Consider the following 13,597-nt stretch of genomic DNA (forward strand, 5'->3'; position numbering starts at 1 on the left):
GTCGATCGGAGCCCCGCTACTTCCGGTTGCCGGTTTCACATGCCCTCTGCCCGCTCTCGCCGGCCATGCATTTCGATGGCCTTCCTTTCGTGCCGGCAGAGCCGGTAAGGCCGCTGACCTGCCCCGCGTAGTTGTCTCTCGTATCCGCATCGATGACGGCGACCGGCGCGGCAAGGATCAGGCCTGCCACACTGCCGACCGCCGCCGCCGTGCCCGTCGTTGCGGCAAGCAGCTTGTCGCCCAGCCCCTCCTTGCTGTCGGTCAATGTCTGCCCGTCGGAGATTCGCGCGCCGATGAGGCGCACGACGTCCGGGGATTCCGCGAACTTGCCGTGGTTGAGCTTGTCGCCCGCCTTGATCTTCGTAAGGTCGATCACCGTGATCTGGCTGTCCGCCAGTTCCTGTTTGAAGGGCTCTTGTTCGGGATCGATGGCGCCGAGCCTTGCAACGTCGCCCCACACCCTGCGCGATACCGCGAGCGCACGGTCGTCCTGCGAGACGAACAATGTGAAATTGGGATGCTGGTCGCCCATGTCGGCGATCTGCTGACGGAAGATGTCGACATCGACGTCCGGCGAGGCCAGCATCACGTTCTGGAACTTCGCCGGCAGCCGGCCATTGCGGATGGCCATCTGGCGTAGCGCTTCCAGCGCAAGCCAATTTCCCATGGAATGCGCGAGGATGGAGACTTCTTTCACATTCTGTTCCTTGGCGAGATGCTGGAAAAGCATCTCCAATGCGTTGCGCGTGTAGTTCGTGCTCTCCCTGTCGTATCCGTATGCAAGCAGGCTTCCGCGCGACGGCCACGTCACCAGCACCGGAGCGCTGTGGATGCCTGAATCCTGGACGATCTGCGCGAAGCGATAAACGGAATCTTCAAAGCGGTTGTTGAAGCCATGGATGAAGACCAGCACGCTGCCGTCGCCGCTTTTGAGGAGCGACGCATTCAGCCATTTCTGAGCATCTTCACGGGTGATCTCCTCGGCCTTCAATGTTGCGAAATCGGTTGCCGGATTGGCGGGAAGCTTCTTGGGCCAGGCAACTTCCCCCACTTTCCGGGCGTCACTGGGCGGGATGGAGACGGTGATATCCGCAAAGGCGGCGTTGCGGGCGCGTTCGCCCGTGAACATTTCGCCCTGAACCGCCGAGCGGCTGCGCGTTGTGGTCACGAGCATGTTCACCTTGGTGGATTTTTGTTCGCTGTCCGCAACAGGAACGAGCACGTTCCGGGCATGGCCGCCGCAGCCGCTGAGTATGATCAGCATGGCGCAGACAAGGATCGATTTCAGGCGGTGGGGAAGAACCCCGGGCTTCTGGTAGGCGACGCAACCCGCTCTGATCACCGATTGTTCCCCACGGCCGTCCTGCCATCGATCACTGTCGCCCCCCGGCGGTTGCAGTGATCGATAGACGCCAAGGTAAGCCTACGCGAAGGCGCGCGCGCTAGCCCGTAACATCGGGTAAGTTACATCCATTTCAGGGTGAATTGTGCGCCGTGCTGCGGATGAGGATTTGCGGAAATCGGGTTGGACGCTATCATGGTGTTTGCCCAAGATAGGCGTCGTTGGTGGGCGGTCGCCTCCGGACACACAATTGCGGAAAACCGCATAGACGTGAGCGTTCAACGTCAAAGCCTGACCAGCCGTTGAAAGTGACACGCCGCCAGCAAACGCCCTGTTGAGGCTGCGGTAGCAGGCGGTCATGCGGCTGTAGGCTACGGTAACTTACTCCACGACGCTGGCGTTCTTTAGCAAACATCGCAGCATCCCCGTCTGCTGTGCATGCGTGGCATGGCCTTGCTGATGAAAGCGCGACCGGAAATCGCCGTTGGACCACCGCCCATCGACCCCGTGCATTTGAAGGATGACAAAGTGGTTTCCGAGATTTCTGACGAGCCCGTCCCGTCACCGCCGCCCCGCAATCCGTTGCGCAGGATCGCCCTGGTCGTCGTGGCATTGGCGCTGGCCTTTTTCGTGTTGTCGATATTCATGGAACGACGCACACCGTCGACGTCGCAAGCCCAGGTCCAGGCCTATATCGTCGGGATCGCGTCCGAAGTCGCCGGCCGGGTGGTGGAGGTCGGCGTCGCCGACAATGCCCGGGTCGAGGCCGATCAGGTTCTTTTCCGCATCGATCCCACCCGCTACGAGCTTGCCGTCAGCGAGGCCGAGGCAGCGCTTGCCAGTGCCGGCCAGTCGATCGGCGCATCGACGGCGACCGTAGACGCTGCCCAGGCCAAGCTCGTGCAGATCCAGGTGGATCGGGACAATCTGCGCGACCAGTATGCCCGCGCCTCCGAACTGGTGCAGCGCGGCGTCTATTCCAAGGCACGGTTCGATGCGGCCAAGTCCGCCTACGACCAGGCGGAGGCGGCAGTTACGGGGGCACAGGCCGACCTCGCCAAGGCGAGAGAGCAGCTCGGTCCGACAGGCAAGGACAACCCGCAGCTCAGGGCAGCGCTTGCCGCGCTTGAAAAGGCCCGGCTCGATTTGCTCCATACGGTCGTAAAGGCGCCGTCGGCGGGGGTCGTCACCAATCTCCAGCTCACCATCGGTAAGGTCGTCTCGGCCGGCCAGCCCGCCATGACCTTCATCGATGCCGGCACGATCTGGATCAACGCGGCCTTCAAGGAAAACAGCCTCGAGAAGGTTGCGGTCGGCAACCGGGCGGAGGTGCTGTTCGATGCCCTGCCGGGACGGCTTTTCCCGGCGACGGTGGAAAGCGTCGGGTTTGGCGTGTCGCAGGGCGGAACGGACCCGAGCACCGGGCTGCCGACGATCAAGAACGACAGCGGCTGGGTCCGTGAGGCGCAACGCTTCCCCGTTCGCTTGACCATCGACGAGGCGGACAGGCCAAAGGGCGGCGTGCGCTACGGCTCGCAGGCAAATGTCGTCATCTATACCGGAGACAACCCGATCACCAATGCATGGGGATCGTTGCGGATGCGCATCATTTCGGTGCTGACCTATGTCAACTGACAGCGCCGCCGTCGCCGAGCAGAAGCGCAAGGGGCTGCGGGTCGCTTTCGCGGTCTCTGTCGGTTTCACGTTCGCGGTGTTTTCGGGCGCCATCGTTCCGTTTCTCGGGCCGCTGTTTGCTACGCAGTTCCTGTTGGGAAGCGCGCAGCCCATGCCGCTGCGAAAGACCATCGGAGCAGCGCTGGTGATCCTGCTCACGGGGATCGCGATGATGGCGTTGACGATCCTGACAGCCGAGCATCCCCTGGTACTCCTCCCGCTGTTGGGACTGGTCTATTTTTCGTGCTTCGTCGCGCAATCGACGGGGAAGGGTGGTTCGGCGGTCTTTCTCGCCCTCGTCGTCGCAATCATCGTGCCGCTGCTCGGAATCCTGAACAAGGAGCTTGCCAGCTCGATCCTCTTCATCCTCGTCAGCGGCGTGTTGTCCGCAACGGTCCTGGCGTGGATCGCCCATGTGATCTTTCCCGAGCCGCTAGCGCAGAGCGCCGATGTTCCGCCACCTGAGGAGCGGCCACCGGCCCTGGGGCGCGCGCTGGCCAATACCGCAATCCTCCTCGCATCGGTCGTGATCTGCCTGACGAACGACAATCTGAATGCCGCTGCGGTCATTCCCATAACCGTGGCATCGCTGCTCGGGCAACTCGACCTCGCGGCAAGTGGCCGGGCGGCGGTCGGGCTCGTGCTTGTCAATCTCTTCGGCGGCGTGCTCGCCTCCATTGCCTATGCGATCCTGGACCTGCGGCCCAGTCTTTTTACGATCTTCATCATCGTCCTGGTGGTCGCCCTTCTGCTTGGCGGGCGCGCTGCCGCGCCGTCGAAGGACGCACCGGTTTTCGCGGGCGCCTTGACGATCTTCCTGATCCTGTTCGGGCTGGGGGTGTCGCCGCTGCCGGGAAGCGCCGCTGAATCCTTCGCCACCCGCATCCTCTATGTCGGGATGGCCTTGATCTTCACACTGCTGTTTGCCGTGCTCCTAGCGCCGCGAAAATCGGGCATGAAGCAGATATCGGCATGACGATTTGCCAGCAGCTTGACGCGGCGCTTCAAAGCAAATTTGCCTTCTGGCCAAGCGGGTTTCCCATGCCTGCGGCTCGCCAAATGACGAAGGGCGCTCGACCCTTTCGGGGAGCGCCCTTCGGACCCGGACAGCTGCGAACGCGCGACAAATCTGTCGCTGCAGGCAATCATCATAACGGGCAGTGATCGGTAGATGGGGGCGCGCCGCCGCGAAATCAAGAGCGCCATCCTCCGTCTCGGATATCATGAGGAAGCCGGTTGATTGGTTGCCGAACCACGTCGCCTGTCCAGTGCGGATATGGTAGCCTCGCGGCATGAGCGAGCCTTCCAGCGAAACATTTTTCAGCACGCTTCCCGCCTTCGTCGATTTCGCCGGCGTTGCCGACAGCCGGAATTACCGGACGCTGCCAGCCGACTGGGCTTTGGCGACGGCCGACATCGTCGATTCCACCGGGGCGATTGAGGCCGGCCGCTACAAGTCGGTCAACATGGCCGGCGCCAGCGTCATCTCCGCCATCCTGAACGCGCTCGGCAACAACGACCTCCCCTTTGTGTTCGGCGGCGATGGCGCCCTGGTTGCCGTGCCGCCATCGGGGGTGGAAAAGGCATTGGCTGCACTTTCGGCGGTTCAAAGCTGGGTGGGCGAGGAGTTGCAACTGACGCTGCGTGCCGCTCTCGTGCCCGTTGCCGATGTCATTGCGGCCGGCCTGGAAGTCCGTGTCGCGCGCTTCCAGGTCACGCCGGATCTTTCCTACGCGATGTTTGCCGGCGGCGGATCGAGCTGGGCCGAAGCCCGCATGAAGGAGGGCCTTTTCACCGTTCCGCCGGCGCCGCCAGGCGCGCGCCCGGATCTTGCCGGCCTGTCCTGCCGATGGAACCCGATCAAATCCAGGCACGGCGACATTGTCTCGATCTTCGCGGTTCCTGCCGGTTCAGGCGCCGTGGAGGCCTTTCAGACGCTGGTCCTCGATATCGTCGCGCTGGCTGCCGGAGAAGAGCGGGAGGGGCATCCGATCGCGCCGGAGGGGCCGCAGTTGGGGTTGTCGGTTGCGGGTTTGTCGGCGGAAACGAGAACTGTCCCGAAGGGAAGACGCTTCCGGCATCGGCTGTTCATTCTGGGGCAATATCTGCTGACTGTCGGCCTCTATCGTTTCGGCCTGACGCTCGGTCGTTTCGACCCGAAGGTGTATCGGCAGGATGTTGGCCGCAACACCGATTTCCGCAAGTTCGACGATGGCCTGAAAATGACCATCGACATCGATCCGGAAAGGCTTCGCCAGATCGAAACCCGGCTTGAGGACGCCACGCGCGCCGGCATTTGCCGCTTCGGCCTGCACCGGCAGGATTCAGCGCTGATGACCTGCATCGTGCCGACAGCGCTCAGCCGCGATCACATGCACTTCATCGACGGCGCCGCCGGCGGCTACGCGATGGCCGCCAGCCGCCTGAAGAAGCAGATGTCTTCCATTCCGTCGGACACAGCCTTGCCTTTTCGCGCGACCTAAGCGCCTGATTTCTTCAGCTTCGCAAGTCGCGGCGCTCACCCCTCCACCACAACGCCAAGGCCCACCTTCACACGGTCCATCGCGACGAAGGTGCGGAACCGCTTGACGTTGTTGTTGCCGAAGAAGAGGCGCCGCGTCAGGGCCTCGTAGTCGGCCATGACCGGCACGGTGATGACGAGGATGAAGTCCGCCTCGCCGGTGACGTAGTAGCATTGCTGGATTTCCGGCGTGGCGGCGAAGGCGCGCTTGGCGGCCTCGATGTGCTCGGCCGTCTCGCTGATTACCTCCACCTCGACGAAGAGCGTGATGGACTGGCCAACCGCGGCGGGATCGACAATGGCGACATTCGCCCGGATGACGCCGTCTTCCGTCATGCGCTTGATCCGCCGCTGGACCGCGGGTGCCGAGAGATTGACCGCCTCGCCGATCGTGCGTTGCGGCGTGGTGTTGTCCTGCTGCAGGATGGCGAGGATTTTCCGGTCGAAGGCATCGAGGCGCGGCGGGGGTTGCATTGGGTGGCTCCAGACGAAACAAATTTGCAAACGACACGGCAAATATCAGCGCTTATTTCAGTCATGATGCAATATCGTTCAGCTTCAAACCGAGGAGGCCGCCATGTTCCTGAAGAATACCCATGCCGATTATCGCACGGCGCTCGACCCGCGCGATGCCGAAACGCTCGGCCTTGAAGCCGCCACCGAAGTGGAGCGCCATCTTTCCTTCCGGGACAATCACGCGGAAACGCCGCTCGTCGCGCTGCCGGGCCTGGCGCAACGACACGGGGTCGCGGCGATCCACGTCAAGGACGAGGGCCATCGTCTCGGTCTCGGCAGTTTCAAGGCGCTGGGCGGGGCCTATGCGGTGATCCGTCTCGTGTTGGAGAAGGCCGGCGAGAGGCTCGGCCGGACGGTGGACATCGCCGCGTTGCGCGCCCCGGAGGTGGCAGCCGTCGCGCGGACCATGACGTTTGCCTGCGCCACGGACGGCAATCATGGCCGGTCCGTAGCGCAGGGCGCCGAGCTTGTGGGCGCACGGGCGGCTATCTTCGTGCATGCCGGTGTCTCGGCCGAGCGCGTCGCAGCCATCGCCCGGTTCGGCGCGGAGATGATCCGTGTCGACGGCACCTATGACGATTCCGTGCGGGAGGCTGCGCGGGTGGCGGAGGAGAAGGGCTGGACGATCGTTTCCGATACCTCCTGGCCCGGCTACGAGCGTATTCCGGGGCTGGTGATGCAAGGCTACACCGCGCTGGTGCGCGAGGCGCTGCGAGCATTGCCGGCGCCGCCGACCCATGTCTTCGTGCAGTCCGGCGTCGGCGGCATCGCTGCGGCGGTGGCCGGCCATCTGGCGCTGGAATCCGGCGCGGCGCGGCCGGTCTTCACGGTCGTTGATCCAGCGCGGGCGGCCTGCCTGTTCGAAACGGCGCGCGCTGGCCATCCGGTGACGATCGCCCATGGTGAGCCGACCGTCATGGCCATGCTTGAATGTTATACGCCGTCGCTTGTCGCCTGGCGCATCCTGTCGCGTGCCGCTGATGCCTTCATGACCGTCGACGAGGAGGATGCCATCGCGGCGATGAAACAGCTCGCCAATCCTATCGCCGGTGACCCGGCCGTGGTTGCCGGGGAAAGCGGTGGTGTCGGCCTTGCCGGCCTGATGCGTGCCATCGCCGATCCAGCGGTGAAGGCCGATCTCGGCATCGATGGCCACTCGCGGATCCTTCTCATCAACACGGAAGGGGCGACGGATCCAGGAAAATACGAGGAAATCGTCGGGCTTTCGCCTGCTCTCGTTGCTGCGCGGAACGGGAAGGGAGAACCGGCATGACAATCGACAGAAACGCCCTTCAAGCCGAAATGACAGCCTGGCGGCGTGACCTGCACGCCCATCCCGAATTCGGCTTCGAGGAGACACGGACTGCGGCCTTCGTCGCGCAAAAGCTGCGCGAGTTCGGCCTCGATGAGGTCGCGGAAGGTGTTGGCGGAACGGGTGTCGTCGGAACGTTGCGGCGGGGGCAGGGCAACCGCTCCATTGCGCTTCGGGCGGATATGGATGCGTTGCGGATCACCGAGCAGGGGGAGAGGACCTATCGCTCCCGCAATCCGGGCGTCATGCACGCCTGCGGCCATGATGGGCACACGGCAATGCTGCTCGGCGCCGCAAAGATGCTGGCGCAGGAGGGCGGTTTCGACGGCACGGTGCGCTTCGTCTTTCAGCCGGCGGAGGAATGGGGCAAGGGTGCACTGGCCATGCTCGACGACGGGCTGATGCAGCATTTCGCCTTCGAGGAGATCTACGGCATCCACAACATGCCGGGCCTGCCCGTCGGGCATTTCGAGACACGCCCCGGCGCCATCATGTCTGCAGAAGACAATTTCGAGATTGTGCTCCAGGGTGTCGGCGGCCATGCGGCGCGGCCGCATTGGGGCAACGAGGTGCTGGTCGCCGCCTGTGCGCTTGTGACCAGCCTCCAGACCATCGTGGCACGACGGCTAAGCCCGACGGATGTGGGCGTGGTCTCGGTGACGGAGCTCATCACCGACGGCACGCGCAATGCGCTTCCCGGGCTGGCGCGGATCTTGGGCGATGCCCGTAGCTTCCGTCCGGAGGTGAGTGCGGCGATCGAAAGGCAGATGCGCATCATCGCGGAAGGCACCGCGCTGGCGCATAATGTAACCGCGAGCGTCAGCTATACGCGGGAATTCGTGCCGCTGCTGAACGACCCGGCCCTTGTCGACGAGGCCTTTGCCGTTGCACGCGCCATCCTACCGCCAGAGAATGCGAGGCTCGCCGCCGAGCCGATGACCGGTTCGGAGGATTTTGCTCATTTCCTCGCCCATGTGCCGGGCTGCTTCGTCTTCCTTGGCAACGGCATGGAGTCTGCGCCGCTGCACAACCCCGGCTACGACTTCAACGATGAGGGGCTTCTCCACGGCGTGGATTTTCATGCCGGTATCGTGAGGCGACGACTTTCCGGCGCGCTCGGCCAATAGCCGGGATCAAACATCAAGGACGAGCGCGCGGATGAACCGCCGGGCACCATTGCCGGCGATCGGGTTTCTGTGCGGCATTCTCCGTTCAGTGCAGGCCGAGATAGGCCTTGCGGACGTCTTCGTTGTCGAGCAGGGCTGCGCTTTCGCCGGAGAGGTGGATGCGGCCGTTGACCATGACGTAGGCGCGCTGCGAGAGTTTCAGCGCGTGGTTGGCGTTCTGCTCGACGAGGAAGATGGTCTTGCCCATCTGGGCGATCTCCTTCAGCACCTCGAAGACGCGCTTGACGACGAGGGGGGCGAGGCCGAGCGACGGTTCGTCGAACAGGATGAGTTCCGGGCGCGCCATCATGGCGCGGGCGATCGCCAGCATCTGCTGCTCGCCGCCGGACATGGTGCCGGCGGTCTGGCTGCGGCGTTCCTTGAGGCGCGGGAAGAGATCGAACATGGTCGCACGATCCTCGTCGAAGTGATCCATGCCGATCGGCGTCGTGCCCATCATCATGTTCTCTTCCACCGTCATGTCCTGGTATATCTGCCGGCCTTCCGGGACGAGCGCGATGCCGCGGCGGGAAATCCGGTTGGTCGCAAGGCGGGAAATGTCCTCGCCCTTGTGCAGGATCTTTCCCGCTGACGCACGCGGCGCGCCAAAAATCGAGGAGAGCAGCGTCGTCTTGCCGGCGCCGTTCGCGCCGATCAGGCTGACGATCTCGCCCTTGGAAACATGGACGTTGACATCCTTCAGCGCCTCGACGGGGCCGTAATGGGCATGAACGCCGGTAAATTCGAGCAGCCGAACGCTCATGCCTCAACCTCTTCTTCACTGACGCCGAGATAGGCGGCGACCACGGCAGGATCGTTCGCCACATGCTCGGGCGTTCCGTCGGAAATCACCTCGCCGTGGTCGAGCACGACGATATGCTGGGAAATGCGCATGACGAGCGCCATGTCGTGTTCGATGACGAGGACGGACTGGCCGTGCTCGGTACAGAGCCGCTGGATGACCTCGGAGAGTTCGCGGGTTTCCGACGGGTTGAGGCCGGCGGCCGGTTCGTCGAGGCAGATGAGCGTTGGCCCGGTGCACATGGCGCGCGCGATTTCGAGACGTCGTTGCCGCCCATAGGGCAACTCGCCGGCGAGGCGATTGGCGTCGTCGGCAAGGTTCATCTCGCGCAGCCAGTGATAGGCGCGATCGACGGCATCACGCTCGGCGCGGCGGAAGCCTGGCGTGCGGAATATGCCGCTCAGTAGATTGTTGGCGGTCACCAGATGCTGGGCGACCAGCAGGTTTTCAATGACCGACATTTCCTTGAACAGGCGGATGTTCTGGAAGGTGCGGGCGATGCCGGCGCGCGTCACGAGATGCGAACCGCCGGTGATGGGTTTTGTGATCAGCGTACCGATGTCGAGCGGGCCGTCGCGGCCGTTCAGCACGATTTCGCCTTCGCTTGCCCGATAGAAGCCGGTAATGCAGTTGAACATGGTCGTCTTGCCGGCGCCGTTCGGGCCGATCAGCGCCGTCACCGCGCCACGCTCCACCGAGAAGCTGACATTGCGGTTCGCGACGATGCCGCCGAAGCGCATGGTGACGTTGCGGATGTCGAGGAGGGGCGTGGTCATCGGGCTGCCTCCACCTTGGCGGCGAGCGGGAGTGTTCCGGCGTTCGTCGTGGTGCTCGGAAAGAAGGCCGGGCGTTTGATCCGCACGAGGCCGCGGGGTTTCCAGATCATCATGATGACCATGAGCACGCCGAAGATCAGTACGCGGTATTCGGCAAAGTCACGCAAGAGTTCCGGCAGGATGGTGAGGACGAGGGCGGCGGCGATCACGCCGACCGTCGAGCCGAGACCGCCGAGAACCACGATGGCGAGGATGAGGGCGGATTCGAAGAAGGTGAAGGATGTCGGGTTCACGAAGCCCTGGTGCACGGCAAAGAACACGCCGGCAAGCCCGCCCGTCGAGGCGCCGAGCATGAAGGCGGTGAGTTTCGTGAAGACGTGATTCACGCCGAGCGAGCGGCAGGCGATCTCGTCCTCGCGCAGCGCCTCCCACATGCGGCCGAGCGGCATGACGCGCAGGCGCTCCACGGCATAGATGACGAGGCAGACGACGAGGAACAGCACGAGGTAGATGAACCAGAATTTGTAGTCGGCGCTGTAGGGGATGCCGAGATAGTCGTGGATCGGCACGCCGCCCTGCTTGGCCGAGCGAGTGAATTCCAGGCCGAAAAGCGTCGGCGCGGGCACGGGCGCGCCATTCGGGCCGCCGGTGAATTCCAGCCAGTTGTTGAGCACGAGACGGATGATCTCGCCGAAGCCGAGCGTGACGATCGCGAGATAGTCGCCGTGCATCTTGAGGACCGGGAAGGCGAGGACCATGCCGAAGAGGCCGGCGAGGAAGGGGGCGATGACCAGCGCGCTCCAGAAGCCAAGCCCGAGATACTGATAGCCGAGCGCCAAAAGATAGGCGCCGACGGCGTAGAAGGCGACGAAGCCAAGATCGAGCAGGCCGGCAAGGCCGACGACGATGTTCAGCCCCAGGCCGAGCAGGCAGTAGATCAGCGCGAGGATCGCGATACCGAGAAAATACTTGTCCGCGAAGAAGGGCAGGCTGAGCCCGGCGAGGAACAGCAAGGCGAGGATCAGCAAGGGCGACTTTTCCGTGCCGGTCATCACGGTAACGCCGACACCGCTGTCGGCCAGCTTGCGGGTCAGCGCCTGGCCAGGGCTAGTCATCTGGACGAGTGAGATCGCGATACGCCCTGCGGTGACGATGGCGGCGAGCAGGACGGCGCGTGTCAGCTCATTGCGGAACGAGAACCCCTCGAGCACGAGGCCGGAGATCGGGCCGAACAGGATCAGCGAGACGGTGAAGGTGAGGAGCGCCTGCTTGAAGAGCGTGAGAAGACGGTTGGTTTGCATGGTCGTTCTCCTCACACTTTCTGGATTTCCGGCCGGCCGAGCAGGCCGTAGGGGCGGAAGAACAGCAGGGTGATGAGCAGCGCGAAGGCGAAGACGTCCTTGTAGTCGGTGCTGACATAGCCGGCGAACAGCGCTTCCGTCAGGCCAAGCAGGATGCCGCCGAGCACGGCACCGGGCAGTGAGCCGATGCCGCCGAGCACGGCCGCGGTAAAGGCCTTGATGCCCATGACGAAGCCGATGAAGAAGTTGAACGAGCCGTAGTTGAAGGTGACGAGCACGCCGCCGACGGCAGCCGTCGCGGCGCCGATGACGAAGACGGTCGAGATGATGCGGTCGGTGTTGACGCCGAGCACCGCGGACATACGGATGTTCTGCTGCGTCGCCCGGCATTCCCGGCCGATGCGGGTGTAGTTGATCACATAGGTGAGGATGCCCATGGCGATCAGCGAGGCGAAGAGGATGACCGTCTGCATGTAGGTGATCTGCGCGAAATGCACGCCGTCGCCGAAGCGGAAGGCGCCGCTGATCAGGGTCGGAACGCCCTGGTCGCGTGCGCCCTGCGAGATCTGCACGTAGCTTTGCAGCATCAGCGAAATGCCGATGGCGGAAATCAGCGGGGCAAGCTTGGTGGATCCTCGCAAAGGACGGTAGGCGACGCGCTCGATCGCCCAGCCGTAGACGGCCGTGACGGCGCAGGTGATCACCAGCACGGAAATCAGCGCGAAGGGCACGGACTGGATGCCGAAGAAGGTGAGTACGGCAAGGGTGATCGCGGCGATATAGGCCGAGACCATGTAGACGTCGCCATGGGCGAAGTTGATCATGCGGATGACACCGTAGACCATGGTGTATCCAACGGCGATCAGCCCGTAGATCGTGCCGAGCGTGATGCCGTTGAACAATTGCTGGACCAGGATGTAGACGTCCATGGCGAACCCTTCTCTTCAAATCTTGCGGGCATGGCGAAACCAGCCGGACGCCCATGTCCGGCTGGTCCGGGCAGGCCTGCCTTAGTTCACGAGAGCCGGGGTTCCCTTGTCGTCGAAGGTGTAGAAGACGAACTTGAAGTCCTTGATGTCGCCCTTTTCATCCCAGGTGATCTTGCCGATGGCGGAATCGACCGTGTTGGCACGCAGCCAGTCGGCCTGCGCCTTCAGGTCTTCGCCTGCCTTCAGCGCCGCCACGACCGCCTGTGCATTGGCGTAGCCGTAGAGCACGTAGTTTGCCGGCGTGACGTTGGCCTTGGTCAGGGCGTCCTGCACGTCCTTGGTCGACGGATCGGCCAGCGGATCGGGCGTTGCCGAATAATAGACGTCCTTGAGGTTGGCCCCGCCGCCGGCCGCAGCCACGAGTTCTGCCTGCGCGAAGGAATCACCGCTGACGAAGACGACATCGACGCCCTGTTCCTTGAGCTGGCGGATAAGCGGGCCGCCTTCCGGAATGAGGCCGCCGAAGTAGACGGCGTTCGCGCCCGTGCTCTTGATCTTGGTGACGAGCGCGTTGAAGTCGCGTTCGCCGCGCGTCAGGCCTTCATAGAGCACCGGCGTGATGCCGCGCGCTTCGATTGTCTTCTTCACGGCGTCGACCAGGCCCTGGCCGTAGGTGTCCTTGTCGTGGATCAGCGCGATCTTGTCCCGCTTCAGCGTGTCGAGGATGAAACCGCCGGTAACGACGGCCTGCTGGTCGTCACGGCCGCAGCCGCGGAACAGGTTGTCGAAGCCACGGTCGGTCACGGCCGGGTTGGTGGAGGACGGCGTCATTTCGAGGATGCCGGCGTCGTTGTAGATTTCGGAAGCCGGGATCGTGCTCGACGAGCAGAAGTGGCCGATCACGGCCTGGACCTTGTCCTGGTCGACGAAGCGGTTGGCGACGGCGACGGCCTGCTTCGGCTCGCAGGCGTCGTCGCCCTTCACCAGCTCGATCTGCTTGCCGTTGATGCCGCCGCTCGCGTTCACGCCGTTCACATAGGCCGAGACGCCATCGAAGACCTGCTCGCCAAATGTGGCGTTGGCGCCGGTATAGGGGCCGGCAACGCCGATCTTGATGGTATCGGCGGCAAAGGCCGGCGCAAGCAGGAGCGCGGATGCGATGGCGGTGGCAGCGAAGAGTTTCGAAATGGATGTCATGAAAGGCTTCCCTCTGGTTAAGCCGTTGATGTTCTTCGTTTCGACGCGTGTTTTTCCGCGT

General features: G+C 63.6%; 12 protein-coding genes. 5 read left to right on the forward strand and 7 right to left on the reverse strand.

From position 1 onward, the window contains the following. Window positions 1-16 precede the first annotated feature (16 nt). On the reverse strand, window positions 17-1,264 hold the full coding sequence (locus tag ACT6VE_RS07300; RefSeq protein WP_444798255.1) for an alpha/beta hydrolase: 1,248 nt from the start codon (window positions 1,262-1,264) through the stop codon (window positions 17-19). A 606-nt stretch (window positions 1,265-1,870) separates the two neighbouring features. On the opposite strand from ACT6VE_RS07300, the gene ACT6VE_RS07305 reads away from it, so the two are divergent. From ACT6VE_RS07305 to ACT6VE_RS07315, 3 genes are all read left to right on the forward strand, one after another. Next, window positions 1,871-2,977 carry an HlyD family secretion protein gene (locus ACT6VE_RS07305; protein WP_444797952.1) on the forward strand — a complete coding sequence of 369 codons (1,107 nt, stop codon included), beginning with the start codon at window positions 1,871-1,873 and terminating at the stop codon, window positions 2,975-2,977. Continuing rightward, window positions 2,967-3,992 carry a DUF2955 domain-containing protein gene (locus tag ACT6VE_RS07310; RefSeq protein WP_444797953.1) on the forward strand — a complete coding sequence of 342 codons (1,026 nt, stop codon included), beginning with the start codon at window positions 2,967-2,969 and terminating at the stop codon, window positions 3,990-3,992. Before ACT6VE_RS07305 ends, ACT6VE_RS07310 begins: the two co-directional genes overlap by 11 nt. Window positions 3,993-4,308: 316 nt before the next feature. Beyond that, window positions 4,309-5,499 carry a DUF3095 domain-containing protein gene (locus tag ACT6VE_RS07315; RefSeq protein ID WP_444797954.1) on the forward strand — a complete coding sequence of 397 codons (1,191 nt, stop codon included), beginning with the start codon at window positions 4,309-4,311 and terminating at the stop codon, window positions 5,497-5,499. A gap of 35 nt (window positions 5,500-5,534) precedes the next feature. Here the strand turns inward: ACT6VE_RS07315 and ACT6VE_RS07320 are convergent, their stop codons facing one another. Continuing rightward, complete coding sequence (locus ACT6VE_RS07320; RefSeq protein ID WP_444797955.1) at window positions 5,535-6,011, reverse strand: Lrp/AsnC family transcriptional regulator; 477 nt, start codon at window positions 6,009-6,011, stop codon at window positions 5,535-5,537. Between the two features lie 103 nt (window positions 6,012-6,114). On the opposite strand from ACT6VE_RS07320, the gene ACT6VE_RS07325 reads away from it, so the two are divergent. Together ACT6VE_RS07325 and ACT6VE_RS07330 are read left to right on the forward strand one after the other, a co-directional pair. After that, the gene (locus ACT6VE_RS07325; RefSeq protein WP_444797956.1) at window positions 6,115-7,326 is read left to right on the forward strand and encodes a diaminopropionate ammonia-lyase; all 1,212 of its coding nucleotides are present in this window, start codon (window positions 6,115-6,117) and stop codon (window positions 7,324-7,326) included. Continuing rightward, on the forward strand, window positions 7,323-8,492 hold the full coding sequence (locus tag ACT6VE_RS07330) for a M20 aminoacylase family protein (protein ID WP_444797957.1): 1,170 nt from the start codon (window positions 7,323-7,325) through the stop codon (window positions 8,490-8,492). Before ACT6VE_RS07325 ends, ACT6VE_RS07330 begins: the two co-directional genes overlap by 4 nt. Window positions 8,493-8,577: 85 nt before the next feature. Here the strand turns inward: ACT6VE_RS07330 and ACT6VE_RS07335 are convergent, their stop codons facing one another. The 5 genes from ACT6VE_RS07335 to ACT6VE_RS07355 form a co-directional block, all read right to left on the reverse strand. After that, window positions 8,578-9,294 carry an ABC transporter ATP-binding protein gene (locus tag ACT6VE_RS07335; protein WP_444797958.1) on the reverse strand — a complete coding sequence of 239 codons (717 nt, stop codon included), beginning with the start codon at window positions 9,292-9,294 and terminating at the stop codon, window positions 8,578-8,580. Continuing rightward, entirely contained in the window at window positions 9,291-10,109 is an 819-nt protein-coding gene (locus tag ACT6VE_RS07340; RefSeq protein WP_069062629.1) for an ABC transporter ATP-binding protein, read from the reverse strand. Before ACT6VE_RS07340 ends, ACT6VE_RS07335 begins: the two co-directional genes overlap by 4 nt. Further along, a complete protein-coding gene (gene livM / locus ACT6VE_RS07345; RefSeq protein WP_444797959.1) occupies window positions 10,106-11,410 on the reverse strand; it encodes a high-affinity branched-chain amino acid ABC transporter permease LivM in 1,305 nt (434 codons plus the stop codon). The genes ACT6VE_RS07340 and livM overlap by 4 nt, the downstream gene beginning before the upstream one ends. An 11-nt stretch (window positions 11,411-11,421) precedes the next feature. Then, window positions 11,422-12,339: an ABC transporter permease subunit gene (locus ACT6VE_RS07350; protein ID WP_069062631.1), complete on the reverse strand. Its 918-nt coding sequence runs from the start codon at window positions 12,337-12,339 to the stop codon at window positions 11,422-11,424. An 81-nt stretch (window positions 12,340-12,420) separates the two neighbouring features. Continuing rightward, window positions 12,421-13,536: a branched-chain amino acid ABC transporter substrate-binding protein gene (locus ACT6VE_RS07355; protein WP_444797960.1), complete on the reverse strand. Its 1,116-nt coding sequence runs from the start codon at window positions 13,534-13,536 to the stop codon at window positions 12,421-12,423. Window positions 13,537-13,597: the final 61 nt, after the last annotated feature.

Origin of the sequence: Shinella sp. (genome assembly GCF_052438155.1) — a bacterium.
In the GTDB taxonomy this organism is placed as follows: Bacteria; Pseudomonadota; Alphaproteobacteria; order Rhizobiales; family Rhizobiaceae; genus Shinella.

Coding starts and splice junctions, on each gene's coding strand:
- ACT6VE_RS07300 (WP_444798255.1), bottom strand. CDS start 1,264: ATGCTGATCATACTCAGCGGCTGCGGCGGCCATGCCCGGAACGTGCTC.
- ACT6VE_RS07310 (WP_444797953.1), top strand. CDS start 2,967: ATGTCAACTGACAGCGCCGCCGTCGCCGAGCAGAAGCGCAAGGGGCTG.
- ACT6VE_RS07315 (WP_444797954.1), top strand. CDS start 4,309: ATGAGCGAGCCTTCCAGCGAAACATTTTTCAGCACGCTTCCCGCCTTC.
- ACT6VE_RS07320 (WP_444797955.1), bottom strand. CDS start 6,011: ATGCAACCCCCGCCGCGCCTCGATGCCTTCGACCGGAAAATCCTCGCC.
- ACT6VE_RS07325 (WP_444797956.1), top strand. CDS start 6,115: ATGTTCCTGAAGAATACCCATGCCGATTATCGCACGGCGCTCGACCCG.
- ACT6VE_RS07330 (WP_444797957.1), top strand. CDS start 7,323: ATGACAATCGACAGAAACGCCCTTCAAGCCGAAATGACAGCCTGGCGG.
- ACT6VE_RS07335 (WP_444797958.1), bottom strand. CDS start 9,294: ATGAGCGTTCGGCTGCTCGAATTTACCGGCGTTCATGCCCATTACGGC.
- ACT6VE_RS07340 (WP_069062629.1), bottom strand. CDS start 10,109: ATGACCACGCCCCTCCTCGACATCCGCAACGTCACCATGCGCTTCGGC.
- livM (WP_444797959.1), bottom strand. CDS start 11,410: ATGCAAACCAACCGTCTTCTCACGCTCTTCAAGCAGGCGCTCCTCACC.
- ACT6VE_RS07350 (WP_069062631.1), bottom strand. CDS start 12,339: ATGGACGTCTACATCCTGGTCCAGCAATTGTTCAACGGCATCACGCTC.
- ACT6VE_RS07355 (WP_444797960.1), bottom strand. CDS start 13,536: ATGACATCCATTTCGAAACTCTTCGCTGCCACCGCCATCGCATCCGCG.